Source organism: Streptomyces sp. NPDC050548 (genome assembly GCF_044457385.1).
In the GTDB taxonomy this organism is placed as follows: domain Bacteria; phylum Actinomycetota; class Actinomycetes; order Streptomycetales; family Streptomycetaceae; genus Streptomyces.
Window position 1 is genome coordinate 413059 of the sequence record NZ_JBITGV010000004.1, and the last position, 26996, is coordinate 440054.

At 70.5% G+C, this 26996-nt stretch carries 20 protein-coding genes and 1 pseudogene; 15 read left to right on the forward strand and 6 right to left on the reverse strand.

What is annotated here, in order from left to right; translation table 11 throughout:
- The first annotated feature begins 221 nt into the window (after nucleotides 1-221).
- Together ACIBJH_RS15135 and ACIBJH_RS15140 are read left to right on the forward strand one after the other, a co-directional pair.
- Nucleotides 222-1541, forward strand: coding sequence for an alginate lyase family protein (locus ACIBJH_RS15135; protein ID WP_399117274.1), 1320 nt, complete (start codon nucleotides 222-224; stop codon nucleotides 1539-1541).
- Between the two features lie 16 nt (nucleotides 1542-1557).
- Nucleotides 1558-3759, forward strand: a complete 2202-nt coding sequence (locus ACIBJH_RS15140) for an RNA polymerase sigma factor (protein WP_399117275.1) — start codon at nucleotides 1558-1560, stop codon at nucleotides 3757-3759.
- On the opposite strand, the gene ACIBJH_RS15145 is transcribed toward ACIBJH_RS15140, so the two are convergent.
- On the reverse strand, nucleotides 3741-4139 hold the full coding sequence (locus ACIBJH_RS15145) for a winged helix-turn-helix transcriptional regulator (protein WP_399117276.1): 399 nt from the start codon (nucleotides 4137-4139) through the stop codon (nucleotides 3741-3743). The two genes, ACIBJH_RS15140 and ACIBJH_RS15145, sit on opposite strands and share 19 nt — an antisense overlap.
- Before the next feature lie 30 nt (nucleotides 4140-4169).
- Here ACIBJH_RS15145 and ACIBJH_RS15150 point away from each other — a divergent pair, with 30 nt between their 5' ends.
- The gene (locus ACIBJH_RS15150; protein WP_399117277.1) at nucleotides 4170-4844 is read left to right on the forward strand and encodes an NADPH-dependent F420 reductase; all 675 of its coding nucleotides are present in this window, start codon (nucleotides 4170-4172) and stop codon (nucleotides 4842-4844) included.
- Here ACIBJH_RS15150 and ACIBJH_RS15155 read toward each other — a convergent pair.
- Nucleotides 4828-5514, reverse strand: a complete 687-nt coding sequence (locus tag ACIBJH_RS15155; RefSeq protein WP_399117278.1) for a glycerophosphodiester phosphodiesterase — start codon at nucleotides 5512-5514, stop codon at nucleotides 4828-4830. The two genes, ACIBJH_RS15150 and ACIBJH_RS15155, sit on opposite strands and share 17 nt — an antisense overlap.
- A 37-nt stretch (nucleotides 5515-5551) precedes the next feature.
- Nucleotides 5552-6696 (reverse strand): annotated as a pseudogene (locus tag ACIBJH_RS15160) (adenosine deaminase).
- A gap of 467 nt (nucleotides 6697-7163) precedes the next feature.
- Between ACIBJH_RS15160 and ACIBJH_RS15165 the strand changes: the two are divergent.
- On the forward strand, nucleotides 7164-7991 hold the full coding sequence (locus tag ACIBJH_RS15165) for a DUF4190 domain-containing protein (RefSeq protein WP_399117279.1): 828 nt from the start codon (nucleotides 7164-7166) through the stop codon (nucleotides 7989-7991).
- A 403-nt stretch (nucleotides 7992-8394) separates the two neighbouring features.
- On the opposite strand, the gene ACIBJH_RS15170 is transcribed toward ACIBJH_RS15165, so the two are convergent.
- On the reverse strand, nucleotides 8395-8982 hold the full coding sequence (locus ACIBJH_RS15170; protein WP_399117280.1) for an NADAR family protein: 588 nt from the start codon (nucleotides 8980-8982) through the stop codon (nucleotides 8395-8397).
- A 211-nt stretch (nucleotides 8983-9193) separates the two neighbouring features.
- Here ACIBJH_RS15170 and ACIBJH_RS15175 point away from each other — a divergent pair, with 211 nt between their 5' ends.
- The 8 genes from ACIBJH_RS15175 (at nucleotide 9194) to ACIBJH_RS15210 (ending at nucleotide 18903) form a co-directional block, all read left to right on the forward strand.
- Nucleotides 9194-10729, forward strand: coding sequence for a gamma-aminobutyraldehyde dehydrogenase (locus tag ACIBJH_RS15175; protein ID WP_399117281.1), 1536 nt, complete (start codon nucleotides 9194-9196; stop codon nucleotides 10727-10729).
- A 56-nt stretch (nucleotides 10730-10785) separates the two neighbouring features.
- Nucleotides 10786-12033 (forward strand): PotD/PotF family extracellular solute-binding protein, encoded by a 1248-nt coding sequence (locus ACIBJH_RS15180; protein ID WP_019074769.1) that lies wholly within the window; start codon nucleotides 10786-10788, stop codon nucleotides 12031-12033.
- 5 nt (nucleotides 12034-12038) lie between these two features.
- Entirely contained in the window at nucleotides 12039-13193 is a 1155-nt protein-coding gene (locus ACIBJH_RS15185; protein WP_399117282.1) for an ABC transporter ATP-binding protein, read from the forward strand.
- Complete coding sequence (locus tag ACIBJH_RS15190) at nucleotides 13193-14116, forward strand: ABC transporter permease (RefSeq protein WP_399117283.1); 924 nt, start codon at nucleotides 13193-13195, stop codon at nucleotides 14114-14116. The genes ACIBJH_RS15185 and ACIBJH_RS15190 overlap by 1 nt, the downstream gene beginning before the upstream one ends.
- On the forward strand, nucleotides 14117-14917 hold the full coding sequence (locus ACIBJH_RS15195) for an ABC transporter permease (RefSeq protein WP_262059170.1): 801 nt from the start codon (nucleotides 14117-14119) through the stop codon (nucleotides 14915-14917). It begins immediately after the preceding gene.
- A 29-nt stretch (nucleotides 14918-14946) separates the two neighbouring features.
- Nucleotides 14947-16374 carry an NAD(P)/FAD-dependent oxidoreductase gene (locus ACIBJH_RS15200; protein ID WP_399117284.1) on the forward strand — a complete coding sequence of 476 codons (1428 nt, stop codon included), beginning with the start codon at nucleotides 14947-14949 and terminating at the stop codon, nucleotides 16372-16374.
- 128 nt (nucleotides 16375-16502) lie between these two features.
- Entirely contained in the window at nucleotides 16503-16955 is a 453-nt protein-coding gene (locus ACIBJH_RS15205) for a hypothetical protein (RefSeq protein ID WP_399117285.1), read from the forward strand.
- Nucleotides 16956-17094: 139 nt separating this feature from the next.
- Entirely contained in the window at nucleotides 17095-18903 is a 1809-nt protein-coding gene (locus ACIBJH_RS15210; RefSeq protein WP_399117377.1) for a chitinase, read from the forward strand.
- Here ACIBJH_RS15210 and ACIBJH_RS15215 read toward each other — a convergent pair.
- The gene (locus ACIBJH_RS15215; protein WP_399117286.1) at nucleotides 18891-19466 is read right to left on the reverse strand and encodes a phosphatase PAP2 family protein; all 576 of its coding nucleotides are present in this window, start codon (nucleotides 19464-19466) and stop codon (nucleotides 18891-18893) included. The genes ACIBJH_RS15210 and ACIBJH_RS15215 overlap by 13 nt on opposite strands.
- Nucleotides 19467-19944: 478 nt before the next feature.
- The gene (gabT, locus tag ACIBJH_RS15220) at nucleotides 19945-21279 is read right to left on the reverse strand and encodes a 4-aminobutyrate--2-oxoglutarate transaminase (RefSeq protein WP_399117287.1); all 1335 of its coding nucleotides are present in this window, start codon (nucleotides 21277-21279) and stop codon (nucleotides 19945-19947) included.
- A 264-nt stretch (nucleotides 21280-21543) separates the two neighbouring features.
- Between gabT and ACIBJH_RS15225 the strand changes: the two genes are divergently transcribed.
- The 3 genes from ACIBJH_RS15225 (at nucleotide 21544) to ACIBJH_RS15235 (ending at nucleotide 26981) form a co-directional block, all read left to right on the forward strand.
- The gene (locus ACIBJH_RS15225) at nucleotides 21544-23676 is read left to right on the forward strand and encodes an ATP-binding protein (RefSeq protein WP_399117288.1); all 2133 of its coding nucleotides are present in this window, start codon (nucleotides 21544-21546) and stop codon (nucleotides 23674-23676) included.
- Nucleotides 23677-23804: 128 nt separating this feature from the next.
- Nucleotides 23805-25403: a PucR family transcriptional regulator gene (locus ACIBJH_RS15230; RefSeq protein ID WP_399117289.1), complete on the forward strand. Its 1599-nt coding sequence runs from the start codon at nucleotides 23805-23807 to the stop codon at nucleotides 25401-25403.
- Between the two features lie 132 nt (nucleotides 25404-25535).
- Entirely contained in the window at nucleotides 25536-26981 is a 1446-nt protein-coding gene (locus ACIBJH_RS15235; protein WP_399117290.1) for an aldehyde dehydrogenase family protein, read from the forward strand.
- The last annotated feature ends 15 nt before the right edge of the window (nucleotides 26982-26996 follow it).

Consider the following 26996-nt stretch of genomic DNA (forward strand, 5'->3'; position numbering starts at 1 on the left):
GTGTCGGTGATCAGCCTCGTCCGGTACGCCCGTCCCCGGATCGTCGGCGGGGAGGGCACCCGCCCCTGGTGTCACCCGCACCAACTCCCCTACCCCACAAGGGATTTACCGGGGTTTCCCCCTACGGGATCCAACTCGGCGCCGCAAAAACTGTTATCGCCCGAGCCTTCACCCCGTCTCCCTCTGCGTCCTCCGTTTCCTCACGCACCGGAGCCACCCACATGGCAACGAACGCACCCGAGCCGACCAGCGCCCCCGAGCCGACCGGCACCCGCAAGCCCGCCAACAAGCACCGCCTCACGCGCCGGGGCCTCTTCACGCTCGGCGGCGGAATCGCGGCGGCGGGAGTCGTCGGCGGGGGGATCGCCGCGTTCTCCGGAGGCGGCGCGGACGCCGCGCAGCCCGGCACGGCCATCGGCACCGCCACCGCCCGGCCGCAGGCGCTGACCCACCCGGGCATGCTGCACAACGCCGGCGACCTGCACCGCGCCAAGGTCCGGATCGCCGCCCACAAGGACCCCTGGCTGAAGGGCTGGACGCGGCTGACCAACAACCCGCACTCCGCGAGCAGTTGGCAGCCCCGCCCGCAGGCCGTCGTCGTCCGCGGCGGCACCGGCCAGAACTACGGCATCCTCTACAACGACATCCACGCCGCCTACCAGAACGCCCTGCGCTGGCAGATCGGCGGCACCAAGGCCAACGGCGACACGGCCGTCGCCATCCTCAACGCCTGGTCGGCCACGCTCACTTCGGTCAACGGCAACGCCGACCGCTTCCTGGCCTCCGGCATCTACGGCTACCAGTTCGCCAACGCCGCCGAACTCGTCCGCGACCACCCGGACTTCGAGTTCACCCGCTTCAAGAAGATGCTGCAAACCGTCTTCACGCCGATGAACACCGATTTCCTCACCAACCACAACACCGCCAACATCACCAACTACTGGGCGAATTGGGACCTGTGCAACGTCGCCTCCCTGATGGCCACCGGCATCCTGTGCGACGACCGCGCCACCTTCGAACGCGCGGTGACGTACATGAAGACCGGTGCGGGCAACGGCTCGTTCAAGCACGCCATCCCGTTCGTCTACAGCGGCCAGAACCTCGCCCAGTGGCAGGAGAGCGGCCGCGACCAGGGCCACACCATGATGGGCATGGGCCTCATGGGCGCGATCTGCGAGATGGCCTGGAACCAGGGCATCGACCTCTACGGCTACCTCGACAACCGGTTCATGAAGGCCGCCGAGTACGTCGCCAAGTACAACCTCGGCGCGGCCGTGCCCTTCACGACGTACGCGTGGCGCAGCGGCCAGGGCGCCGGACGCTACCTGGAGCAGCCTGTGATCTCCGACATAGCGCGGGGAACCGTTCGCCCGGTTTGGGAGATTCTGCACAACCACTACGCCCGCCGACGGCGCCTGAGCACCCCGTTCATCACCCTCATGGCTGAGAAGGTGCGTGCGGAGGGCGGTGGCGGCGACTACGGGCCCAACAGCGGCGGCTACGACCAACTCGGCTTCGGGACGCTGCTGTACAGCAAGTGACGTCGGGGGAGACCGGGTGAGGTCGGGAAGGGCGGAGAACGACGTGGACGGGCGGCAGTGGCACTCCACCATCGAGGCGGCACAGGCCGGTGACCGGCGGGCGCTGGACGAACTGGTCGCGGGCTGGCTGCCGTTGGTCTACAACGTGGTCGGCCGCGCCCTCAACGGCCACGCCGACGTGGACGACGTGGTCCAGGAGACGATGCTCCGCGCCGTCGACCACCTCGGCTCGCTCCGCGACCCGGACAGCTTCCGGTCCTGGCTGGTCGCGATCGCCATGCGCCAGATCCGGGACCGGGCCCGCCGCCGCAAGTCCCCCGACCAACTCCCGGACGGACTACCTGGCGACGCCGCCGACTTCGCCGAACTCACCGTCCTGCGGCTCCAGTTGGAGGGCCAGCGGCGCGAGGTCGCGGAGGCGGTCCGCTGGCTCGACGACGAGGACCGCCAACTCCTCTCCCTGTGGTGGCTGGAGGTCGGCGGCGAACTCACCCGCCGCGAACTGGCGTCCGCCGTCGGCATCAGCCGCCAGCACGCGGCGGTCCGCGTCCAGCGCATGAAGGAACGCCTGGAGACCGCCCGCGCCATCGTCCGCGCCCTCGACGGCGCCTGCCCCGAACTGCGCGAGGTCACCGCCCGCTGGGACGGCCGCCAGGACTCGGTCTGGCGCAAACGCGTGGCCCGCCACCTGCGAGGCTGCGCCTACTGCGGCGACCCCCGCGAGTCCGTCGTACCGGCGGAACGCCTCCTCGTCGGCATCGCCCTCGTCCCCCTCCCCCTCGGCTTCACCCTGTCCCTGGCCTTCGGCGCGAAGACGGCGGCGGCCGCGACGGGGCTGGCGGCGGCGGCTTTCGCGGCGGGGGCGGGCGGGGCAGGCGGAACAGCGGGCGCGGCGGGTACGGCGGGTGCCGTGGGATCGGCGGGCTTCGCAGGTTCGGCCGGGGCTGCGGGTTTCGCCGGCTCGGCGGGTGCCTCGGGCGTCGCGGGGGCGGCAGGGACGGCAGGAGCGGCGGGCTCCATGGGTTCGGCGGGTGCGGTGCACGCAGCCGGGGCCCTGGGGTCGGCGGGGGTTGCCGGGGCTTCCGGTTCGGCGGGGGCGGCCGGAGCCGCGGGTGCTTCAAGTGTCGCGGGCTCCACGGGATTTGCCGGAGCCGCGGGTGCCGCGGGTGCCGCGGGTTCGGCGGGTGCAGTGCATGGTGCGGGTGCGGGTGCGGGTGCGGGTGCGGGTGCGGGGGCCGTGGGTTCGGCGGGCGCGGCCGGTGCCTCCGGCGCCGTAGGCTCCGCCGGAACGGCCGGAACCGCCGCCGGTGCGGCGGGAACGGTCGGCTCGGCCGGTGGGTCCGCCGGCTGGTCGGCCAAGGTGCTCGGGCTGCTGACCAAGCCCGCCGTCGCGGTGACGGCGGGCGCGACGATCGCGGCGGGCGGCGTCTACGTCGCCACCCACACCCCGAACACCCCACCCCCGAGGGCCCTGACCCCCACGGCGACGGCCGGCACGCTCCACCCCTCGTCCGACCCCGCGACCACCGCACCCCCCTCCCCGTCGACCTCCCCCTCGCCCTCCCCTTCCACCTCGAAGACGACGACCGGACCGTACGGCTCGGTCGTCGACGCCGTGGACCGGGCCCCGAACCCCGACACTCCACCCGCGGCCCTCCCGCACCGCCCGGCCTCGGGCGTCACCAGCACCGGCGGAGCGCACGCCACCATGAACCACCGCGGGGACAACGTGACGCTCAGCGGCCAGGGTTACGTCCTCGTCCGCTGGCAGGTCTCGCCGCAGTACCGCTCCGGCGCGCTGGTCATGCCGAGTTGGACCGCGCTGAAGGGCAAGCTCTTCCACGTGGCCTCGGGCGGCGGCCGTCGCATGGACGACCCGGTCAGCACCACCGACCCCACCGCCACCGGCATGGGCAACAAGACCACCGGCTACGACGTCGTGCCCACCGGCACCCAACAGATGTGGCAGAACGAGTACTTCTACGTCGACGGCAGCGTCACCCTCACCGTCAACGAACGCGGCGCCGACTACGGCCTGAACGTCTTCCCCACCACGTGGAACGCCGTGGAGCAGGACATCACCACCGGCCCCACCCAGGGCGCGACCCGCTACGGCCTGACTCGCGACACCGGAAAGGACAACGCGCCGGTACCCCAGTACGTCACCCGCACCACCCCGGCCGACCCGGCGACGGTCGCTCAGGCCTCCCGGGTCTGACCGTCCCGCGCGGAGGCGTCCCGCGCGTAGTCGTCCTGCGCGGCCATGACCTCGTCCCCGTGCTCGAAGGCCCAGGCCCCGAACGCGTCGATCGGTTCGAGCAACGTCCGCCCCAGCGCGGTGAGTTCGTACTCCACCCGAGGCGGCGAACCACCGTAGGACCGCCGCGCCACCAGCCCGTTGAACTCCAGCCGCCGCAAGGTCTCGGTCAACACCTTCTGGCTGATCCCGCCGATCCGCCCCCGCAACTGCCCCGGCCGCCGCGGACCGTGCCGCAACGCCCACAGCACCACACAGTTCCAGGTGTTGCCCAACAGGTCGAAGGCGAGCCGGGCCCGGCAGTCGGCGAGAAACACGGGTTCGGAGGTCACGCACCACATGGTGCCCGAGCCGCTTCCTACTGTCGTGCCATGCGAATCGGAATCCTCGGCACAGGCGGAATGGCGGACGCGCTCGGCGCGCAGTGGCTCCGCTCCGGACACGAAGTACGTTTCGGCGGACGGGACTTGGGCCGGGCGGAAGCTCTCGCGCGCCGCTGGGGTGGCGCCTACGGCACCCTCCACCAGGCCGCCGACTTTGGCACCGACGCCGTACTGATGGCACTGCCGTGGCGGGCGGCGATCGAGGCCGCCCGCCAACTCCCCCTCTCCGGCCGCGTGTTGATCGACTGCACGAACCCGGTAGGCGAAGGCTTTCGCCTGCTCACCGCGGGCGGCCCCTCCGCCGCCGCACAACTCGCCACCGCCGCGGGCCCCGAGACTCACGTGGTCAAGGCGTTCAACCTCTGCCACGAGGACGTCTGGCGCCTGACACCCCCGGTGTTCGACGGCCGCCCCCTGGGCGTCCCCCTGAGCGCCGACAACGAACAAGCCCTCACGGTCGTACGGCAGTTGGTACGGGACGTGGGCTGCGAACCCTTCACGGCGGGGGAGTTGGAGCAGGGGGCGGCACTACTGGAGGCGACCGCCGCGCTGCTCATCCGGTTGTGGGTGGGGGAGGGGGCGGATGCTCAATCGATCGCGCCGCCGGGGGAGTTCGCGGGCCCGCGCGCCCCAGCCGCTTCCGCCCTCACCCCTTCTTCCTGAGCCCGCACAGGACGCCGACGCGGTTGGTGGTGATCGAGTCGACGCCCAGGTCGAGGAGGCGGCGCATCGAGCGTCGGGTGTCCGGGGTCCAGACCGACAGGAGGTAGCCGTCACGGTGGACACGGGCGACGAGGTCCCGATCGACCAGTGTGAAGCGGTAGTTGAGCCAGCGCGGCCGTACCGCTTCCAGTACCGCGGGGCGCGGCGGGGCGAGCGAGGTCCAGGTCAGGGCGATCTCGGCGGACGGGTCGGCCGCGCGTACGGCGAGCATCGTGTCGGCGCCCGCGCAGTAGTAGGCACGGTCGTCCGCCCCGTACTTGCGGATCACCTCCACGATCCGGCGCGCGGCCCGCGGGTCGGCCGCGCCGGGCAGGTCGATCATCACCCGGCAGCCCTCGGTCGCGGTCAGCGCCTCCACCAGCGTCGGCACCCCGCCGTCCGTGAGCCCGCGCACCTCGTCCACCGACAGCGACTTCAGCGGCCGGTCCACTTCCCACAGCCGCTGCAGCGTCTCGTCGTGCAGCAGCACGGGCACGCCGTCACGGGTCACGCGTACGTCGAACTCGACGGCGTCCGCGCCCTGTTCGAGCGCGGAACGCAGCGAGTCGACGGTGTTCTCACGGGCACGGTAGGGGTCGCCGCGATGGCCCACGGCGGTCACGTTCTCCATGGGCTCATTGTGCTGGTTGTCGCGGGAGCGCCGACCGTCAGGGCGCGAGCCACGCCGAGGTGTAGGTGTCGATCTCGGCGTTGATACGGGCCTTGCCTGCCGCGTCCAGGAAGGAGGCCGCCACGGCGTTCTTCGCGAGGTCGGCGACACCGCGTTCGTCGAGGTCGAGGAGGCGGGCGGCGACCGCGTACTCGTTGTTGAGGTCGGTGCCGAACATCGGCGGGTCGTCGGAGTTGATCGTCACGAGGACCCCCGCCCGGGTGAACTCCTTGATGGGGTGCTCGTCGAGCGTGCGGACCGCGCGGGTGGCGATGTTGGAGGTCGGGCAGACCTCCAGCGCGATGCCGTGCTCGGCGAGATGGGCGAGCAGCTTGGGGTCCTGCGCGGAACTGGTGCCGTGCCCGATGCGCTCGGCGCGCAGGTCGTTGAGCGCGTCCCACACCGTCTCGGGTCCGGTGGTCTCACCGGCGTGCGGCACGGAGCGCAGGCCGGCCGCGATGGCCCGGTCGAAGTACGGCTTGAACTGCGGCCGGGGCACCCCGATCTCCGGCCCGCCGAGCCCGAACGACACCAGGCCCTCCGGGCGCAGCCGGTCATCGGTCGCGAGCCGCACGGTCTCCTCCGCCGCCTCCAGCCCGGCCTCACCGGGAATGTCGAAGCACCACCGCAGTACGGTCCCGAACTCCGCCTCGGCCGCCTTGCGGGCGTCCTCGATCGCGTCCATGAACGCCCGCTCGTCGATCCCGCGCCGCGTCGACGAGAACGGCGTGATGGTCAACTCGGCGTACCGCACCTGCTGGCGAGCCATGTCCCGGGCGACTTCGTAGGTCAGCAGCCGCACGTCTTCAGGCGTCCGAATAAGGTCGACCACGGACAAATACACATCGATGAAGTGCGCGAAGTCCGTGAAGCTGAAGTAGTCGACCAGGGCCTCGGGGTCGGTGGGCACCGTGGAGTCGGAGTGCCGGGCGGCCAGCTCCGAGACGATCCGCGGGGAGGCGGAGCCGACGTGATGAACATGCAGCTCGGCCTTGGGCAGCCCGGCGATAAAGGCATGCAGCTCGCGGGCCTGACCGGCGGCGGGTACGGCGCTGTGGTCGGACAAGGTTCCTCCCCGGAACGGCGCCCCGGGCAGTGCCGTACGGGACGCGGGTGATCGGCTGATCGATGACTCGGAATCATCGTAGGCCGGGGTGGGTGGGGACGGAGGTGGGGGCAGAGGTGGGTGGGGTGGGGGGGAGTGGGGTGGGTGTTGGGGCTGGTGGGGTGCCTATGGCGGTGGGCGGTGGGCGGTGCGCTGTGCTGTGCTTGGTGCGCGGCGGAGGGGGGCTGATGGCATCGGTCGCGTCCGGTGGTGCCGTTCGTAGGGTCAGGAGGCGGGAGGCGGGAGGCGGGAGGCGGGAGGCGGGAGGCGGACAGCGGACGGGCCGGCGGCTGGTCCCGCCGGTCCGGACCGATGGGTGTCGCCCGAGTCGTCCGTGGCGTCCGCCGGGCAGCGCGCGTCTGATCGCGCCGGTCAGGACCCGTGAGGCCGCCCGTGATGCCCGGCTGGGCCGCCTGCCCCCGTGGCCGCCCGCGTGGCGGAACCGTCACGGGAACGCTCTAGCATGGTCCGCCTGACAATCGACCGACGGGGACGGGGACGGGACATGGGGGACCAGACACAGCCGGACGGCGGCGCGGGAGCGAACGACGACCCGTGGGCACCGCCGGAGAGCAAGCCATCGCTGGAGAAGGGCGCACAGCCGCCCACCCCCGGGCCACAGCCCTATCCGCCCGCCCCCGGCCGGCAGCCGCACCCGCAGGACCAGCCACCCACCGCTGCCCAGCCCCACCAGCCTCCGCCGCAGTCCCTGCACTACCAGCCCACCATGACCGCCCTCCCGTCCGACGGCTTCGCCCCGCCCGCCTCCGGCGCCCCCGGAACCCCGCCCGCCTCCGGCGCGCCAGGAGTCCCGCACCCTTCCGGGGCACCCGGCTACGGCCAGCCGACTACACCGCCTCCCGGCAACCCCGGTACACCCCCCGGCCTCCCCAGCTACGGCACTCCCGGCTACGGCCCGCCCAACGCCCCCGGCGGATACGGCTACCCCGGCTACCCGCAGGGCTACGGCTGGCCCGGTATGCCGATGGCCCCGCGGAACAACATGGGCACCACGGCCCTGGTGCTGGGCATCCTCTCCTGCTGCCTGTTCTGCATCTACGGCATCGTCTCCCTGATCCTCGGTGTCATCGCCGTCGTCCTGGGCGTCAAGGGCAAGAAGCGGGCCGACAGGGGCGAGGCCACGAACCGGGGGCAGGCCCAGGCGGGTCTGGTCACGGGCATCATTGGGATCATCCTCGGCCTCGCAGTGATCGTCCTGCTGGGCATCGGCTTCGCGGTCTACCAGCACGAGAACGACCGCCAGGACTCGGACTCGACCTCGTCCTACAACTCGGCCCCCAGCCTGTCGGCACCGCTCCAACCCCAGGCCTGATCACAACAACCGAGCCCTCCGACACACCCCCGGCGCCCAGTCTCGCTGAAGCCACCCCCAGCCCTCCATCCCCACGAGCCCACCCACGGCCGAAGCACCTCCCCGACAGGCCCCCAAAGCTCGCCGCGCCGAAGCACCCCGCGACCTTGCGCCGACGCGCACCCCAGCCGCAGCCAAAGCGCCTTCGTCAACACGCCCCTGGGCTCGCCTCGGCCTTTCCCTCGACCACCCCCGCCTCCTGGCTGGCGCGAGCCCGAACCGCACCCACGGTGTGCTCCCCGATACGCCGCTCAGGCTCACCCCGCCCCCACGAACCGCAGCCGCCGCCGGACCCCGGCCAGCGTGCCCCCAACCTGGCCGAAGCGCCCGCCCGACACACCCTCGCGGCTCGCCCCACCGCCCCCTACCCCAACCGCCCCCGCGCCTCCATCAACGCGAACCCCAGCAGGTTCGGCCCCCGCCACCGCTCGGGATCCTCCGCCGCCGGGTCGTCCGCCGCGAGCCCGATCCCCCACACGCGGTCCACCGGACTCGCCTCCACCAGCACGCGCTGACCCGTGCCCAGCAGAAACCCCCGCAGTTCCTCGTCCGCGGCGAACTTGTGGACGCTCCCCTCGACGACGATTCCGAACCGCTCCCGCGTCCAGATCTCCTCGTCGAAGCCACGCACCAGCCGCCCCGCCTTCTTCGCCTCGGACGGATGACCGGCGGAAAGCACACGCGCCAGCGCCTCGGCGTCGCCGAAGAGCCGCGACTTCCCCGCCATCATCCAGTGCTCGGCGGTCGCATAGGTCACCCCGTCCACCGTGAACGGCGACGGCCACCACTGGCTCAGGCAGCTCGCGCTCACGCGGCCGTCCGGGCGTGGTCGGTGGCCCCAGAAGTGGAGGTACTTGACCCTGGTCCCGGCGCGCACTTCCCTGATCAGGGCTTCCTGCGAATCGATCTTTTGCGCGGCGCCCGCCGCGTGCTTCCCCGTGATCCCGTCCATACACGCGAGTCTGGCAGGCACCACTGACACTCCGTCCCTCCTTTTCCACACGGACTCGACACCTGGTCGAAGGATTCCGTCGCGTAACCAAAAGGCAACAACGGAATCACTTGTTGGAGTCCCTTTGCTCTGTCAGGATCGGCATTCAAATCGAGCTGGAGCTACGCCACCCGCCAGCGGACGAAGCGGGGCGAAGGCGGAGGAGAGCGACATGCACAACCCGGGCAACGCCACCCCGGAACGATTCCCCGCTCAGGAGTACTTCGCGGACGGCGCGCAGTTCATCGCGGGCCGCCTGACCAAGGGCACCTCGGGCCACACCCACGCGGTCGTCGACCCGGCCACCGGCGAGGACGTGTACACGTACGAGCTGGCCGGCACGGCCGACGTGGACGCGGCCGTAGCCGCCGCCCGCGCCGCCTTCCCGGGCTGGTCGGGCGCCACCCCCGGCGAGCGCTCCGACGCGCTGCACCGCTTCGCCGCCGTGCTCGCCGAGCGCGCGGACGACTTCGCCCGCGCCGAGTCCCTCCAGTGCGGCAAGCCGCTCAAGCTGACCCGTGAGTTCGACATCCCCGGGACCATCGACAACACGGCCTTCTTCGCCGGTGCCGCACGGCACCTCCAGGGACAGTCCGCCGGTGAGTACTCGGGCGACCACACGTCGTACGTACGCCGTGAACCCATCGGTGTCGTCGGCTCCATCGCGCCCTGGAACTATCCCCTCCAGATGGCCGCCTGGAAGATCCTCCCGGCGATCGCGGCCGGCAACACGATCGTGCTCAAGCCCGCCGAGCTGACCCCGCTCACCTCACTGATGTTCGCGCAGGCCGCCACCGAGGCCGGTATCCCGGACGGTGTCATCAACATCGTCACCGGCACCGGGAAGGTCGCCGGTGAGCATCTCGTCGGTCACCCGGACGTGGCCATGACCTCCTTCACCGGGTCCACCGCCGTCGGCAAGCGCGTCGCCGAGATCGCGACCGCCACCGTCAAGCGCATCCACCTGGAGCTGGGCGGCAAGGCGCCCTTCGTGGTCTTCGACGACGCCGACCTCGAAGCCGCCGTCAACGGAGCCGTCGCCGGTTCGCTCATCAACACCGGGCAGGACTGCACGGCCGCCACGCGCGCGTACGTGCAGAGGCCCCTCTACGAAGCGTTCGTCAAGAAGACCGCCGCCCTCATGGCGGGCGTCCGGGTCGGCGATCCCTTCGCCCCGGGCACCGACCTCGGGCCGCTGATCTCGCACGTCCAGCGCGACCGCGTGGCCGGGTTCGTCGACCGGGCGCGTGGCTACGCGCGCGTGGTGACCGGCGGCGAGGCTCCTCAGGGAGATCTCAAGAACGGCGCGTACTATCGCCCCACCCTGGTCGCGGACGCCGCCCAGGACAGCGAGATCGTGCAGTCCGAGCTGTTCGGACCGGTCCTCGTGGTGCTGCCCTTCGACAGCGACGACGAAGGCATCGCGCTCGCCAACGACACCCCGTACGGCCTCGCCGCCTCCGCGTGGACCCAGGGCGTCTACCGGGCCAATCGCGCGACCCGCGAGATCAAGGCCGGCTGTGTGTGGATCAACGACCACATCCCGATCATCAGCGAGATGCCCCACGGCGGCTACAAGGCGTCCGGCTTCGGCAAGGACATGTCCGCCTACTCGTTCGAGGAGTACACCCAGATCAAGCACGTCATGTTCGACAACACCGCGGTCGCCAGGAAGGACTGGCACCGCACGATCTTCGGGGACCGATAGCAGAACTGACGGCCGCCCAAGGCGCCGCCGTCTCCTCCCGAAAGGGCAGCACGCGCATGAAGCAGTACGAGCCCGACCGCCTGACCCCGGCCGAAGTGGCCGCCGTGCGGCGCAGTTTCCGCAAGAGCAGGTCCGCGTGGACCCGCCGTTCGGTGCTGCGCGCCTCCGCGGGCGGCGCGCTCGCGGTCGGCGGTCTCGGGGCCCTGAGCGGCTGCGGGATCCCCGCGGCAGGCAAGACACAGGGCGGTGTGTCCGCCGACGACCACTCGGCCACGGAGAAGGAGATCGACTTCTCCAACTGGCCCGAGTACATCGACACGGACGACAGCGGCAAGCACCGGCCCACCCTGGACGCGTTCACCAAGCGGACCGGCATCAAGGTCAAGTACACCGAGGACATCAACGACAACGACGAGTTCTTCGGCAAGATCCAGCCGCAGCTCGCCGCGGGCCAGCCCACCGGCCGCGACCTGATCGTCCTCACCGACTGGCTGGCCGCCCGCATGATCCGGCTGGGGTATGTGCAGAAGCTGGACGCGTCCAATCTGCCGCACGCCTACGCCAACCTGTCGGACCAGTTCCGCAGCCCCGACTGGGACCCGGGCCGAGCGTACTCGTACGTGTGGCAGGGCATCTCGACGGTCATCGCCTACAACAAGAAGGCGCTCGACGGCGTCGAGGTGAAGTCGATCTCGGACCTGCTCGACAACCCCAAGCTCAAGGGCCGCGTCGGCTTCCTCACCGAGATGCGCGACAGCGTCGGCATGACCATGCTCGACATGGGCAAGGACCCGGCGAAGTTCACCACCGACGACTACGACGCGGTCATCGCCCGCCTCCAGAAGGCCGTCGACAAGGGTCAGATCCGCCGCTTCACGGGCAACGACTACACGTCCGACCTCACGAAGGGCGACTTCGCGGCCTGTGTCGCCTGGGGCGGCGACATCGTCCAGCTCCAGTCGGACAACCCGGACGTCGGCTACGTCATCCCCGAGGCCGGCTACATGACGTCGACCGACAACCTGCTGATCCCCAACAAGGCACGGCACAAGACGAACGCCGAGCGGCTGATCGACTACTACTACGAGCCCGAACCGGCCGCCGAACTCGCCGCCTACGTCAACTACGTCAGCCCGGTCGGGGACGTGAAGCCGTATCTCGCGAAGATCGACAAGTCGGCGGCGAGCAACCCGCTGATCCTTCCCGACAAGGCCATGGCGGCCAAGTCCCACGCCTTCCGCTCCCTGAGCTCGAAGGAAGAGACGGCCTACCAGCAGAAGTTCGCAAAGCTCACAGGGGCGTGACGAGGATGAACACCAAGGACAACAGCGGCGACGTCCGCCTCTCCGGTATCAGCAAGACCTACGACAACGGCTTCACAGCAGTGCAGCCGCTGGACCTGACCGTGCCCCAGGGTTCGTTCTTCGCCCTGCTCGGTGCGTCCGGCTGCGGCAAGACGACCACTCTGCGCATGATCGCCGGTCTGGAGGAACCTTCCTCCGGCACCGTCCACCTCGGCGACCAGGAAGTCACCAATCTCCCGCCCTACAAGCGGCCGGTGAACACCGTCTTCCAGTCGTACGCCCTCTTCCCGCACCTCGACATCTTCGAGAACGTCGCCTTCGGTCTGCGCCGGCGCGGCATCAAGTCGGTGAAGCAGCAGGTCATCGACATGCTCGACCTCGTCCAGCTCGGTGAGCAGGCGCGCAAGAAGCCGCACCAGCTGTCGGGCGGCCAGCAGCAGCGTGTCGCGGTGGCCCGCGCGCTGATCAACCACCCCAAGGTGCTGCTCCTCGACGAGCCCCTCGGCGCCCTCGACCTCAAGCTGCGCCGCCAGATGCAGCTGGAGCTCAAGCGCATCCAGACCGAGGTCGGCATCACCTTCGTCCACGTCACGCACGACCAGGAAGAGGCCATGACCATGGCCGACACGGTCGCCGTGATGAACGCGGGCCGTGTCGAGCAGCTCGGCTCGCCCAGCGACCTCTACGAGAACCCGAACACCACCTTCGTCGCCAACTTCCTCGGCACCTCCAACCTCATCGAGGCCGAGGTCGACTCCAAGTCCGGCGACGACATCGTCCTCAAGGCGGGCGGCGGCAAGCTCGTCCTCCCCGAGGCGCGATGTTCCGCGCCCACCACGACCGGCGGCAAGGTCCTGGTCGGCGTACGGCCCGAGAAGATCACCCTCACGCACGCCGACGACGCGGGCGAGATCCCGGCCGGCCGCAACCGCATCACCGGCAAGATCGCCGACTCCAGCTTCATCGGCGTCTCCACCCAGTACGTCATCGACAGCCCGGTCTGCCCCGAGTTCGAGGTCTACGCCCAGAACATCGACCGCGACTCCCGGCTGCGGCCCGGCGCCGATGTCGTCCTGCACTGGAACCCGGCCCACACCTTCGGCCTCGACGCGGCGCAGGACATCGACGCGGGCGTCGACACCGAGGAGGAGGCCGCCTGATGGCCGCTGTCACCGAGGCGCCGCCCCTGGCGCCCGCGCCGGAGAAGAAGCCTCCGCGCAAGAGGAGCCGCTGGACCCCGTACTGGCTGCTGCTGCCCGGCATTCTCTGGCTGATCGTCTTCTTCGCGCTGCCGATGATCTACCAGGGCTCCACGTCGATCCAGACGGGCTCCCTGGAGGACGGCTACAAGGTCACCTGGCACTTCTCGACCTACTGGGACGCGGTGTCCGAGTACTGGCCGCAGTTCGTGCGCTCCGGCCTCTACGCCGCCGCCGCGACCATCCTCTGTCTGCTGCTCGGCTACCCGCTCGCGTACCTCATCGCCTTCCGCGCGGGACGCTGGCGCAACCTGATCATGATCCTGGTGATCGCGCCGTTCTTCACCAGCTTCCTGATCCGCACGCTGGCCTGGAAGACGATCCTCGCGGACAGCGGCCCGGTCGTCGGCGCCCTCAACACGCTGCACGTCCTGGACGTCACCAACTGGCTCGGCTGGACCTCCGGCGACCGCGTGCTGGCCACGCCACTCGCGGTGGTCTGCGGACTGACGTACAACTTCCTGCCGTTCATGGTCCTCCCGCTCTACACCTCCCTGGAACGCATCGACGGGCGGCTGCACGAAGCGGCAGGCGACCTGTACGCCAAGCCGTTCACCACCTTCCGCAAGGTCACCTTCCCGCTGTCGATGCCCGGCGTCGTCTCCGGCACCCTGCTGACCTTCATCCCGGCGGCCGGTGACTACGTCAACGCCGAACTCCTCGGCTCCACCGACACCCGCATGATCGGAAACGTCATCCAGACGCAGTTCCTGCGCATTCTGGACTATCCGACAGCGGCGGCACTCTCCTTCGTCCTCATGGCCGCCATTCTCGCCATGGTGACCATCTACATTCGCAAGTCCGGGACGGAGGATCTGGTCTAAATGGCAGTCGTACGCTGGTTCAAGCGCCATTTCGTAGTCATCGCCGGCCTGTTGACGCTCGGATATCTCCTCCTCCCGAACGTCATCGTCACGGTGTTCTCCTTCAACAAGCCGAAGGGGCGCTTCAATTACGAGTGGCAGCAGTTCTCGCTGGACGCCTGGAAGCAGCCGTGCGGTGTCGCCGACATGTGCGGCTCGCTGAGCATCAGCCTCCAGATCGCCGTCTGGGCGACCATCGGCGCCACCGTCCTCGGCACGATGATCGCCTTCGCGCTGGTCCGCTACCGCTTCCGCGCCCGCGGCGCCGTCAACTCGCTGATCTTCCTGCCGATGGCGATGCCCGAGGTCGTCATGGCGGCCTCGCTGCTCACCCTGTTCCTCAACATGGGCGCCCAACTGGGCTTCTACACCATCCTGATCGCCCACATCATGTTCTGCCTCAGCTTCGTCGTCACCGCCGTCAAAGCCCGCGTGATGTCGATGGATCCGCGACTGGAGGAGGCGGCCCGGGACCTCTACGCCGGACCGGTGCAGACGTTCGTCCGGGTCACCCTCCCCATCGCGGCCCCCGGAATCGCGGCGGGCGCGCTGCTCTCCTTCGCGCTCTCCTTCGACGATTTCATCATCACCAATTTCAACGCGGGTTCGACCGTCACGTTCCCCATGTTCGTCTGGGGTTCGGCACAGCGCGGGACACCCGTTCAGATCAATGTCATCGGTACGGCCATGTTCCTCGTCGCCGTATTGTTGGTGCTCGTCTCCATGGTGATCACCAACCGCCGCAACAAGGTAAAGGCATAACCGCTAGCGCCCTGTAGGGAGTTGAAATCATGGCCCCAAGCGCCATGAGCCGTAGCAGCAATTGGACCAAGTCTCTTTCCGAAGCCCGGCCGGTCCCGTACTGGCTGGACGACCCCGGCAAGCCCCACCCCGAGCCCGCGCTCACCGGCGCCGAGACCTGCGATCTGCTGGTCGTCGGCGGCGGTTACAGCGGACTGTGGACCGCGCTCATCGCGAAAGAGCGCGACCCGCAACGGGATGTCGTCCTACTGGAAGGCCGCGAGGCGGGCTGGGCCGCCTCGGGCCGCAACGGCGGCTTCTGCGCCGCCTCCCTCACCCACGGCCTGTCCAACGGCCTCACCCGCTGGCCGGACGAGATCCACAAGTTGGAGGAGCTGGGCGCCCGCAACCTCGACGCGATCGAGAGCGCGGTCGCCCGCTACTCCCTGGACTGCGAGTTCGAGCGCACCGGCGAGATCGACGTCGCCACCGAGCCGCACCAGGCCGAGGAACTCCACGACTGGCACGCCGAGTTGGCGAGCAAGGGCCTGGCCGACGGCACCGAGTTCCTCGACGCGGACGCCGTCCGCGAACAGGTCGACTCGCCGACCTTCCTCGCCGGCCTGCACGACAGCCGGGGCGTCGCGATGCTCAACCCGGCCAAACTGGCCTGGGGGTTGAAGCGCGCCTGCCTCCAACTCGGCGTCCGTATCTACGAACACACCCCCGCCCTCGCCCTCAAGCCCTACGGCGCCGGCATGGCCGTACGCACCCCGTACGGCTCGGTCCGCGCCCGCCGGGTCGCGCTCGGCACCAACATCTTCCCGAACCTGATCAAGCGCGTCCGCCCGTACACCGTCCCGGTCTACGACTACGCCCTGATGACCGAGCCGCTCTCCGCCGACCAGTTGGCGTCGATCGGCTGGAAGAACCGCCAGGGGCTGGGCGATTCGGCGAACCAGTTCCACTACTTCCGCCTCTCCGCCGACAACCGCATCCTGTGGGGCGGTTACGACGCGATCTATCCGTACGGCGGCCGGGTGCGCGCCGAGTACGACGACCGGCCGGAGACGTACGCGAAGCTCGCCGAGCACTTCTTCACCTGCTTCCCGCAGTTGGAGGGGCTCAACTTCAGCCACGCGTGGGGCGGCGCGATCGACACCTGCTCGCGCTTCTCGGCGTTCTTCGGCACCGCTCACCAGGGCAAGGTGGCGTACGCGGCGGGCTTCACCGGCCTCGGTGTCGGCGCCACCCGCTTCGGCGCGGACGTGATGCTCGACCTGCTCGCGGGGGAGCGCACCGAGCGCACGGAGCTGGAGATGGTCCGCAAGAAGCCGCTGCCCTTCCCGCCCGAGCCCTTCGCCTGGACCGGCATCGCGCTCACCAAGTGGTCGCTGGCCCGCGCGGACGACCACGGCGGCCGGCGCAACCTGTGGCTGAAGACGATGGACAAGCTGGGCCTGGGCTTCGACAGTTGAGCCCCGCCGCTCGACGGGTGTGATCCGGTTCACTCCATCGGGGTGCCGAAACCCGCGTAATGCGGTGAGCCGACCTCCCTCTCTCCTGTGACGCGACCAGCGTCGACATGAGAAAGGGAGGTCTCCTCATGACTGGGGCGAAGACGGCCGTCGAGTGGCTGGCATCCGTGGCTCCGGATCCGGAGGCCTGCCGCTGGGAATGGGAGCGCAACCCCATGGGGATCGCGCTGCTGCCCGCCGGCAAGGCCTGGGACGTACTCATCCTGCCGGGTGAGCTCGGTTATCCCACGCTCGATGTGCTGACCCGGGTCATCGATCAACTGGGCCCGGTACTCGTCGACTTCGGCGACGCACGGATGGGTTTCCTGGTACCGCCCGGCACCGCGGCCCGCTGGCTCGGCACCGGGATCCGTACGGCGGGACCCGGCACCTGGATCGTCGTGCCGTACCCCGGCCGGTCGACCGGTGGAGTCCGCTGGCTGGTACCGCCGGACGGCTCCGGCACCCTCACCGATCCGGCACTCCTCGAACTCGCCATGCACGAGGCGGCGGCGGGGCTGGCCAGGGAAGAGGGGCAGTGATGGACGGGTAGTCGCCGGATGTCCTGGCAGCGCATGTCTTGACAGCGGCAATTGGTCTGGACCAAATTGGGCGCGCTCCACCCCTCCAATTCCCCCATGCCCGGAGGTACTTGTGGAACGCTCCAGAGCCGTCCTCGCCATGCTCACGGCCGCCCTGCTGGCCGTACCCGGCATCACCGCACTCTCGTCGGCCGCCCGTGCGGCCGACGCGGATCTCGCGAAGAACGGAGGCTTCGAGTCCGGCCTCGACAACTGGTCGTGCTCCGCGAGCAGCGGTACGACCGTCAAGTCGCCCGTGCACGGCGGCAGTTCGGCGTTGCAGGCGACCCCGGCCGGCAACGACTACGCCCAGTGCGCGCAGACGGTGACCGTGAAACCGAACTCCTCCTACTCGCTCGCCGGTTACGTCCGCGGCAGCTACGTCTACCTCGGCGCGAGCGGCACCGGCACCACGGACGTCTCCACCTGGACCCAATCGGCCCCCGACTGGCAGCGGTTGACGACCAGCTTCACCACCGGCGCGTCCACCACCAAGGTCACGATCTACACCCACGGCTGGTACGCCACCGGCGCCTACTACGCCGACGACATCTCCCTCACCGGCCCGGCGGTCGACCCGGGCCAACCGCCAACCACCCCCACAGGCCTCGCCGTTGGCACCGTCACCTCCTCCTCCGTAGCCCTCTCCTGGTCCGCCGTCACCGGCGCGACGAGCTACGCGATCTACCGCGACGGGGTGAAAGTCCAGACGGCGAGCGGCACTTCGGCCACCGTGAGCGGTCTGACGGCCGCGACGGCGTACAGCTTCCAGGTCACGGCGGTCAACGACGCGGGTGAGTCCGCGAAGTCGACAGCGGTCACCGCGACGACGTCCACCGGCTCGGGCCCCTCCACCGGCCTGCCCACCCACGCCCTCGTCGGCTACCTGCACGCGAGCTTCGCCAACGGCTCCGGCTACACCCGCCTGGCCGACGTCCCCGACAGCTGGGACGTCATCGACCTGGCCTTCGGTGAACCCACCTCCGCCACTTCCGGCGACATCCGCTTCAACCGCTGCCCGGATGGGGGCCCCTCCCGCTCGAGCGAAGCCGAGAGTGGGGGAGAGTGCGCGAACGTCGAGAGCGACGCCGACTTCAAGGCCGCGATCAAGGCCAAACAGGCGGCTGGCAAGAAGGTGCTGATCTCCATAGGCGGCGCCAACGGCCAGGTCCAACTCACCACGACGGCGGCGAGGGACACCTTCGTTTCATCCGTCTCGAACATCATCGACACCTACGGCCTCGACGGCCTGGACATCGACTTCGAGGGCCACTCGCTGTCGCTGGACGCGAGCGACACGAACTTCAAGAGCCCCACAACTCCCGTGGTGGTCAACCTGATTGCCGCCCTGAAGACCCTGAAGGCCAAGTACGGCTCGAAGTTCGTGCTGAGCATGGCGCCCGAGACCTTCTTCGTGCAGATGGGCTACCAGTTCTACGGCACCGGCAAGTTCGGCGGCCAGGACCCGAGGTGCGGGGCGTATCTGCCCGTCATCTACGCCCTGCGCGACGACCTCACCCTGCTGCACGTCCAGGACTACAACTCGGGCCCGATCATGGGCCTCGACAACCAGTACCACACCATGGGCGGCGCCGACTTCCACATAGCGATGACCGACATGCTGCTCACCGGCTTCCCGGTCGCGGGCGACACCACCAACATGTTCCCGGCCCTGCGCCCCGACCAGATCGCCATCGGCATGCCGGCATCGGTCAACGCGGGCAACGGCTATGTGGCCCCCGCCGAGGTCACGAAGACCCTGGACTGCCTGACGAAGAAGGTGAGTTGCGGCTCGTACACGACCCACGGCACCTGGCCGACCCTGCGCGGCCTGATGACCTGGTCGATCAACTGGGACCGCTACTCGAACTGGGAGTTCCAGAAGACGTTCGACGGCTACTTCGGCTGAGGCTCGCTCCGAAAGCGGTCGAGAAACAGGCACAGCGAGGCGAGCAGCACGGTCCCGAGGCACCAACTGGCCACCACGTCCAGCGGCCAGTGGTAGCCCCGCCGGACCAGCCCGAAGCTCACGCAGGCGACGAGGAGGACGCAGATCGCGACGGCTCCGCGACGGGCGTACGACGTCCGGAGCCAAGGAAGGAGGACGAGCGTCGAGGCGCCGTACGCGATCATCGCGGTGGCCGTGTGGCCGGAGGGGTAGTAGCCGGTGCCGGGCGGGACGGCCGGGGTGCCGCCGCGGGCGATCAGTTCCTTGACGGGGACGATCAGCGCCGGGACCAGGGCCATCAGCACGGCCGCCGCGAGGGGTGCCGCCCACCAGCGGTCCGTACCTCTGACACGGCCGCGCCAGGCGACGTAGACAAGCACCACGACGAGAACGGGTACCGCGACCTGGACGTTGCCGAGGTCGGCGAGGAGTTCGGAGAAGCGGTCCGGGTGGACGAGTGCGCGGCTCAGGCGCTCGTCCAGGCGGAGGAGCGGGCCGTCGGCGGCGACCTGCCAGGTGATCACCGCGAAGAGCAGCGCGGGCAGGGCGAGAAGAAGCCAGAAAAAGGAGGTCGGCCGACCTGGAACAGGGGGGGTAGTTCCAGGCCGGCCGTCCGGATCGGCGGGCCGGCCGCCCCGGGGGGTTTGGGGCGGGCGACTGTCCGATCGGTGAGGAGATTCGGAGCCAGAGGCTCCTGTTGTGTGCGCGAGGGCACGACCAGGGCGAAGCTGGGGAGGCCTCGTCCTGAAGTCGCCCACAGTCCCCTGTGGGCGGGGTGTATCTCTCATCTGGGTAGAACCTACGGCAGTGACTGGAGGGAAGACAGGCGGATTCGCGTCCCGTCATGCACCCCGCACACCTTCTTCACACGGCCTGACGCCCGCCGCCCCAGCCTGTGAATCATCGGGGACGAAAGGGCTGGGGCGGGTGGGGCGCATGAGGCGCGGCCCCTGTGCGGGAGCTGAGGGTTCCGTGTGGCCGGGAAGTGCGGGAGAGGGTGGCTCAGATGCGTGCGAACGCCTGCTCGATGATGTCGAGGCCCTCGCTCAGCAGGTCGTCCCCGATGACCAGCGGGGGCAGGAAACGGAGGACGTTGCCGTAGGTGCCACAGGTCAGGACCAGCAGCCCCTCCTGGTGGCAGGCCTTGGCGAGCGCGGCCGTGGCCTCCGGGTTCGGCTCCTTGGTCGTACGGTCCTTGACCAGCTCGATGGCGATCATCGCGCCGCGCCCGCGCACATCGCCGACGATGTCGAACTTCTCCGCCATGGCACCGAGCCGGGCCTTCATCACGGCCTCGATGTTCTTGGCCTTGGCGTTGAGGTCCAGCTCCTTCATGGTCTCGATGGCACCGAGCGCACCGGCGCAGGCGACGGGGTTGCCGCCGTAGGTCCCCCCGAGGCCCCCGGCGTGCGCGGCGTCCATGATCTCGGCGCGCCCGGTGACGGCGGCGAGCGGCAGCCCGCCCGCGATCCCCTTCGCGGTCGTGATGAGATCCGGGACGACACCCTCGTCCTCGCACGCGAACCACTGACCCGTACGGCAGAACCCCGACTGGATCTCATCCGCTACGAACACGATCCCGTTGGCCTTGGCGAACGCGCTCAGCGCGGGCAGGAAGCCCTTCGCCGGCTCGATGAAACCGCCCTCGCCGAGGACCGGCTCGATGATGATCGCGGCGACGTTGTCGGCCCCGATCTGCTTGTTGATCATGTCGATGGCCTGCGCGGAAGCCTCGGCACCGGCGTTCTCCGGACCGGTCAACCAGCGGTAGCCGTAGGCCACCGGCACGCGGTACACCTCGGGCGCGAACGGCCCGAACCCGTTCTTGTACGGCATGTTCTTCGAGGTCAGCGCCATGGTGAGGTTGGTCCGGCCGTGGTACCCGTGGTCGAACACGACGACGGCCTGCCGCTTGGTGTAAGCCCGCGCGATCTTCACGGCATTCTCGACAGCCTCGGCCCCGGAGTTGAACAGCGCGGACTTCTTGGCGTGGTCGCCGGGTGTCAGCTCGGCGAGCGCCTCGGCGACCTCCACATACCCCTCGTACGGGGTGACCATGAAACAGGTGTGGGTGAAGTCGGCGAGCTGGGCGGTGGCACGGCGTACGACGGCCTCGGCGGAGGCGCCGACGCTCGTCACCGCGATACCGGAACCGAAGTCGATGAACCGGTTCCCGTCGACATCCTCGATGATCCCACCGCCCGCGCGCGCGGTGAACACGGGCAGCACGGAACCCACACCGGCCGCGACCGCCGCGGTACGGCGGGCCTGCAGCTCCTGGGACTTCGGGCCGGGGATCGCGGTGACGACGCGGCGCTCCTGCGGAAGTGCGGTCATGAGGGGCTCCTGGGGTGGTGCGGACGCTTACGCGCTTTCCTGTTTCTTTTTCTTCCTTTCTCGCAGGCTAGGACCGGGGGCGAGGGGTGGGCATGCTCCATGTGGGCGGTGTCGGCGCCGCGGGTTGTCCGCCGTGGACAGTGCCGGGTTCGCGTCGCTTGTCGTGGACCCGGCCGCGTAAACGGTGAACTCCCCTTGCTGGCGCGTTAGATTGACTCGCTGACGGTGCACGGAACGGCTGGTCAAGGGGCGAGGGCGAGGACGATGGACAGCGACGGGACGCGGGACGCACGGGGTACGCATGCGAATCCTGTGCCGCGCCCGGCGGGGCCTGCGGAGGTGCCGGGAGTGCCGCCGCGGCCGGCACGGGCGCCGATGGTGCCGCCGCTCCCGGACGGCTCGACCTTCCTCACCTGGCTGCGGACACCACGACCGGAGGCCCCACTCGGAGTGTGGCGCTTCGGGCATCGGCCGCGGGCCGGGCAGGAGCCCGAACGCATCCCGACACGCCAGCTGTTCAGTGGTGCCGTGATCGCCTTCCTGGTCGGCTGGCTGATCTGGTCGCTGCTGTGGAACGGCTACCTCGGCCGCTGGTGGATGCTGCCCCTCTGGGCGATGACCCCTGACTCCTGGGCCAAGCCGCACACTTTCGGCGCCGTCGTGGCCACCTACATCTACTACGTGATCGTCGCCCTGATCATCATGGTCGGCGTCGGTCGGCTCGGCCGCTGGGGCGAGATCTGGCGCCGATACGGTCTCCCCGCCTGGCGGCAGACCGCTCCCGTCCGGGAGCGTCCGCCCGCTCCCGAGCAGGACCCCGCCGAGTGGCCGGTGCTGCGTGCCGCAGGGGCCGTCGACGCCGCCGAGCGGCTGGCCGCAGAGGCCCGTGCCGGGCTGATGCGGGACGTGGACCACGCCCGGATCACCCGCGCCTGGCAGGGCGTACGCAGCGGTCGGCACAGCCTCGCCACCTTCACCGGCGCCGTGCTCAACGACGGCGCCGCCGCCTGTCTGCACCCCTCCGGCGAACGCGACCTGCCGACCCGGCTGGCCCGGCACGACCTGGTCACCGGACAGGTCCGACTCGGCACCACCGCCGACGACCCGCGCAACCCGTACACCTATCGCGGCGCCGGCCTCGCCCTCGGCCCCGAGCTGCTGGGCACCTCCCTGCTCGCCGTCGGCCCGGTCGGTGCGGGAAAGACCGGCAGTGTTGTCCAGCCGCTCGCCGAGTCGCTGTGCCTGCACGCACTCGCCGGGCGGGCCGCCGTCGTCGTGATCGGCGCGGCCGGCTCGGGGCTCGGCCCGGCCGACGCCTACGACGTCGTCGTACGCATCGGGAATCCGGAATCCGTCTACGACCTCGATCTGTACGGCGGGACCAACGACCCGGACGAGGCCGCGGCCGTGCTTGCCGAGGCCCTCGTCGGGGACCTCGCCGATCCGAACCCGGGCAGCGACAGCCGCCGTTCCACGACGGTGCTCGCTCAGCTCCTGGGACCGTTCCGGGCGGTGTACGGCCGCTTCCCGTCCGTTCCCGAACTGCGGCAGCTGCTCGACGGGGCACCCGGACCGCTGGCCGCGCTCCGCAAGGCCCTGGAGGACACCGGGCAGGACTCACTGCTGCGGGAACTCGACGCGCGGGAACGGCAGTTGGGGAATCCCGGCGATGTGGCGGCGGTGCTCGCGGACCGGGTGGCGCTGCTCGACCGGCCGGCCTTCGCAGGGTTCTTCGACACGTCCGGGCAGACGAGGCCCTTCTCGCTCACGGCCCTCGACCACCCCGTCCGAGTCCGCATCGACCTCCCCGCCCGCGGTCACGCCGACGCCTCGCGGATGCTCGCCCGGCTGGTGCTCGCGCAGTTCACGGCGAGTGTGGCGGTGCGGGAGGACCGGTCGTTGTTCGCGTGTCTGGTGATCGACGACGCGAGTGGAGTGGTGACACCCGAGTCCGTGCGCGGGATTCAGCGGCTACGGACCGCCAACGCCGGCGTGGTCCTCACCCTCCGCACCCTTGACGACGCCCCCCGCCCCCTCCGCGGCCCGCTCCTTGGTGCCACCGGATGCCGTATGGCACTGTCCGGACTGACCCCCTGGGACGGGCAGGACTTCGCCGAGGTGTGGGGCAAGGAGTGGACCGAGACACGGGACGTCACCGACCGGCAGATCATCGCGGAGACCCCGGCCGGCAAGGCCGTGCACATGCTGCGCCGGGTGATCACCGGCAAGGCGCCGACCGCCCGGGCCGTCACCGTCCGCCAGGTCGAGCGCGAACGCTGGTCCGCGTCCGAGCTGGCGCACGGCGTTCCGGCCGGACACGCGGTGCTGTCGCTGACCAGCGTGAAGGGGGAGCACGCGCCTCCGCTGCTGGTGGATCTGCGCGGCCCGGGGCACTGAACCGGACATACGGGGGCGTCGCGACCGTACGGTGAGGCAGAATCGGAGCGGGCCGTTCATACGCGGCGGCCAAAAGACCGCCGTGACCGCCCCTCCTCCGTCCGCCTGCCGCACTACCTGAAGGCCCCATGCCCCCCACGCTCGCCTCGCTCGTCCACCACTCCGCGCTCAAACTCACCGTGCGCGCCGGCGAGGACCGCCTGGACGTGCCCGTGCGCTGGGCCCATGTCAGCGAGCTGGCCGACCCGGTGCCGTACATGGAGGGCGGGGAACTGCTGCTGATCACCGCGTTGAAGCTGGACGCGGAGGACCCCAAGGCCATGCGGCGGTATGTGAGGCGGCTGGTGGGGGCGGGGGTCGTGGGGCTCGGGTTCGCCGTCGGGGTCAACTACGACGAGATCCCGAAGGCGCTGGTCGACACCGCGGCGGAGGAGGGGCTGCCGCTGCTCGAAGTGCCCCGGCGGACCCCGTTCATCGCGATCAGCAAGGCCGTCTCCGCCGCCATCGCCGCCGACCAGTACCGGGCCGTCACGGCAGGGTTCGCCGCGCAGCGCGAGCTGACCAGGCAGGCGCTCGCCGACGGTCCGCAAGGGCTGCTCACCGTGCTCGCCGCGCAGGTCGACGGGTGGGCCGCGCTCTACGACACGTCCGGCGCCGTCGTCGCCACCGCACCGGAGTGGGCCGGCCGCCGGGCCGCCCGGCTCACGGCGGACGTGGAACGGCTGCGGGATCGCCCCGCGCCCGCGTCCTCCGTGGTGGGCGGCCCGGACAACGAGGACCGCGTCGAACTGCACTCCCTCGGCACCGGACGACGGCCGAAGGCCGCCCTCGCGGTGGGCACCGCCGCTGCGCTCGGGACGGCGGAACGGTACGCCGTCCACTCGGCGATCGCGCTCCTGACCCTCACCACCGAACGCTCACGGTCCCTCCAGGCCGCCGAGCAGCGGATCGGCGCGGCGGTGCTGCGGATGCTGCTCGCCGGGCAGCCGGACCACGCGCGGGCGGTCGCCGGGGAGCTGTTCGGGGGGCTCCTCGACGCGCCGTTCCGGGTGATCGTGGGGGAGGGCACCGGTGCGGACCGCGATCCGCTGGGCGGGCTCGCCGAGGTCATGGAGTCGGCGGCGGCCCGCTCCGGGGAGGCCGTGCTCGTCGTACCCGAAGGGCCACAAGAGGCGGAGCGGCTCGTCGTGCTCGCCGTCGACGGTGGCGCGGCCGTCGACGCCTGCCGTGAGTACGCGGCGGCGCTGGAGGCCGAGCGCGCGTCCGCCGACGTACGGGAGCAGGGCGGCGGCGAGGACGACGAACCGGTCGTCGGGCTCTCCGCACCGGCCGGGCCCATCGCCGCCGCTGCCGCCTACAAGCAGGCCGAGCAGGCGCTGTCGGTGGCCCGGCGGCGCGGGCGGGTGTTCGTCGAGCATGAGCAGCTGGCCGCCGGGTCGGTGCTGCCGTTGCTCGCGGACGACGCGGTACGGGCCTTCGCGGACGGGCTGCTGCGGCCGCTCTCCGAGCACGACGCGACCGGGCGCGGGGACCTGGTCGCCTCGCTGCGGGCGTGGCTGTCCCGGCACGGCCAGTGGGACGCGGCGGCGGCCGACCTCGGGGTGCACCGGCACACCCTTCGGTACCGGATGCGGCGGGTCGAGGAGATCCTCGGGCGGTCGCTGGACGATCCGGACGTGCGCATGGAGCTGTGGCTCGCGCTGAAGGCGACGGCCGCCGCGGAGTGACGGGCGGGCCCTGCCGAACTGTAGTGTTCCCGTCCGGTACCACTACGACTCGGCTAAACGCACCGCGGCCTCCCCGCACCTACGGTTGACGGAGAAGCCCCAAGACCACCCCCAACGCGGAAGGGCCGGGACATGACTTCCACCCACGCCTTCTGGCTCGCCGGCCGTCAGGCCACGGGCGAGGACACCTTCGACGTCACCTCCCCGTGGGACGGACGCCTCGTCGGCAAGGTCAGCGTGCCGACCGACGCCCAGGTCGAGGAGGCGGTGGCCGCCGCGTACGCCGTACGGGACGAGTTCGCCGCGACCCCCGCCCACGTCCGCGCCGCCGCCCTCGACCACGTCAGCCGGCGGCTGGCCGAGCGCACGGAGGAGATCGCGCAGCTGATCTCCGCCGAGAACGGCAAGCCGATCAAGTGGGCGCGCGGCGAGGTCGGCCGGGCCGTGTCCGTGTTCCGGTTCGCCGCCGAGGAGGCCCGGCGCTTCAACGGCGGCGAGGCCCAGCGCCTCGACACCGACGCCGGCGGCCAGGGCCGGCTCGCCCTCACCCGGCGCTTCCCGAAGGGCGTCGTCCTCGGCATCGCGCCCTTCAACTTCCCGCTGAACCTGTGCGCCCACAAGATCGCCCCCGCGATCGCGGCCGGCGTGCCGATCATCCTCAAGCCGGCCCCGGCCACCCCGCTCTCCGGCCTGATCATCGGCGACCTGCTCGCCGAGTCCGAACTGCCCGCCGGCGCCTGGAGCATCCTGCCGGTCGCCAACGACCACATGCCCGCCCTCGTCCAGGACGAGCGGCTGCCGGTGATCTCCTTCACCGGTTCGGAGAAGGTCGGCTACGCGATCATGGACTCGGTGCCGCGCAAGCACTGCACCCTGGAACTGGGCGGCAACGGCGCGGCCGTGGTCCTCGGAGACTACTCCTCCGACGCCGACCTCGACTGGGCCGCGACCCGTATCGCGACCTTCTCCAACTACCAGGGCGGCCAGTCCTGCATCTCCGTGCAGCGGGTCATCGTGGACGCCTCCGTCTACGACCGGCTGCTCCCGCGCATCGTCGCGGCGGTGGAAGCCCAGGTCACCGGTGACCCCTCCGACGCCAAGACCGACGTCGGCCCGCTGGTCAGCGAGGCCGCCGCGCAGCGCGTCGAGTCATGGGTCCAGGAGGCCGTCGACGCCGGCGCCACTCTCCTCACGGGCGGCAAGCGCGACGGCGCCTCGTACGCGCCGACCGTGCTCACGGACGTACCGGCCGACGTGACGATCTCCTGCGAGGAGGTCTTCGGGCCGGTCCTGACGGTGACGAAGGTGGACGGCGAGGCCGCCGCCTTCGCCGCCGCCAACGACTCCAAGTACGGCCTCCAGGCAGGGGTGTTCACCCACGACGTGCAGGTGGCGTTCCGCGCCCACCGAGCCCTTGAGGTCGGCGGTGTCGTGATCGGCGACGTCCCGTCCTACCGCGCCGACCAGATGCCCTACGGCGGTGCCAAGCAGTCGGGTGTCGGCCGCGAGGGCGTGAAGTTCGCGATGGACGACTACACCTACGAGCGGGTGCTGGTGCTGACCGGGCTCGCGCTCTAGCGAACCAACTCTAGT

What these genes read in the sequence shown, in the direction of transcription:
- ACIBJH_RS15165 (WP_399117279.1), top strand. Translation starts at nt 7,164, where the DNA reads ATGGGGGACCAGACACAGCCGGACGGCGGCGCGGGAGCGAACGACGAC.
- ACIBJH_RS15185 (WP_399117282.1), top strand. Translation starts at nt 12,039, where the DNA reads ATGAACACCAAGGACAACAGCGGCGACGTCCGCCTCTCCGGTATCAGC.
- ACIBJH_RS15135 (WP_399117274.1), top strand. Translation starts at nt 222, where the DNA reads ATGGCAACGAACGCACCCGAGCCGACCAGCGCCCCCGAGCCGACCGGC.
- ACIBJH_RS15205 (WP_399117285.1), top strand. Translation starts at nt 16,503, where the DNA reads ATGACTGGGGCGAAGACGGCCGTCGAGTGGCTGGCATCCGTGGCTCCG.
- ACIBJH_RS15175 (WP_399117281.1), top strand. Translation starts at nt 9,194, where the DNA reads ATGCACAACCCGGGCAACGCCACCCCGGAACGATTCCCCGCTCAGGAG.
- ACIBJH_RS15155 (WP_399117278.1), bottom strand. Translation starts at nt 5,514, where the DNA reads ATGGAGAACGTGACCGCCGTGGGCCATCGCGGCGACCCCTACCGTGCC.
- ACIBJH_RS15190 (WP_399117283.1), top strand. Translation starts at nt 13,193, where the DNA reads ATGGCCGCTGTCACCGAGGCGCCGCCCCTGGCGCCCGCGCCGGAGAAG.
- ACIBJH_RS15230 (WP_399117289.1), top strand. Translation starts at nt 23,805, where the DNA reads ATGCCCCCCACGCTCGCCTCGCTCGTCCACCACTCCGCGCTCAAACTC.
- ACIBJH_RS15170 (WP_399117280.1), bottom strand. Translation starts at nt 8,982, where the DNA reads ATGGACGGGATCACGGGGAAGCACGCGGCGGGCGCCGCGCAAAAGATC.
- ACIBJH_RS15210 (WP_399117377.1), top strand. Translation starts at nt 17,095, where the DNA reads ATGCTCACGGCCGCCCTGCTGGCCGTACCCGGCATCACCGCACTCTCG.
- ACIBJH_RS15200 (WP_399117284.1), top strand. Translation starts at nt 14,947, where the DNA reads ATGGCCCCAAGCGCCATGAGCCGTAGCAGCAATTGGACCAAGTCTCTT.
- ACIBJH_RS15235 (WP_399117290.1), top strand. Translation starts at nt 25,536, where the DNA reads ATGACTTCCACCCACGCCTTCTGGCTCGCCGGCCGTCAGGCCACGGGC.
- ACIBJH_RS15180 (WP_019074769.1), top strand. Translation starts at nt 10,786, where the DNA reads ATGAAGCAGTACGAGCCCGACCGCCTGACCCCGGCCGAAGTGGCCGCC.
- ACIBJH_RS15150 (WP_399117277.1), top strand. Translation starts at nt 4,170, where the DNA reads ATGCGAATCGGAATCCTCGGCACAGGCGGAATGGCGGACGCGCTCGGC.
- ACIBJH_RS15225 (WP_399117288.1), top strand. Translation starts at nt 21,544, where the DNA reads ATGGACAGCGACGGGACGCGGGACGCACGGGGTACGCATGCGAATCCT.
- gabT (WP_399117287.1), bottom strand. Translation starts at nt 21,279, where the DNA reads ATGACCGCACTTCCGCAGGAGCGCCGCGTCGTCACCGCGATCCCCGGC.
- ACIBJH_RS15145 (WP_399117276.1), bottom strand. Translation starts at nt 4,139, where the DNA reads ATGTGGTGCGTGACCTCCGAACCCGTGTTTCTCGCCGACTGCCGGGCC.
- ACIBJH_RS15195 (WP_262059170.1), top strand. Translation starts at nt 14,117, where the DNA reads ATGGCAGTCGTACGCTGGTTCAAGCGCCATTTCGTAGTCATCGCCGGC.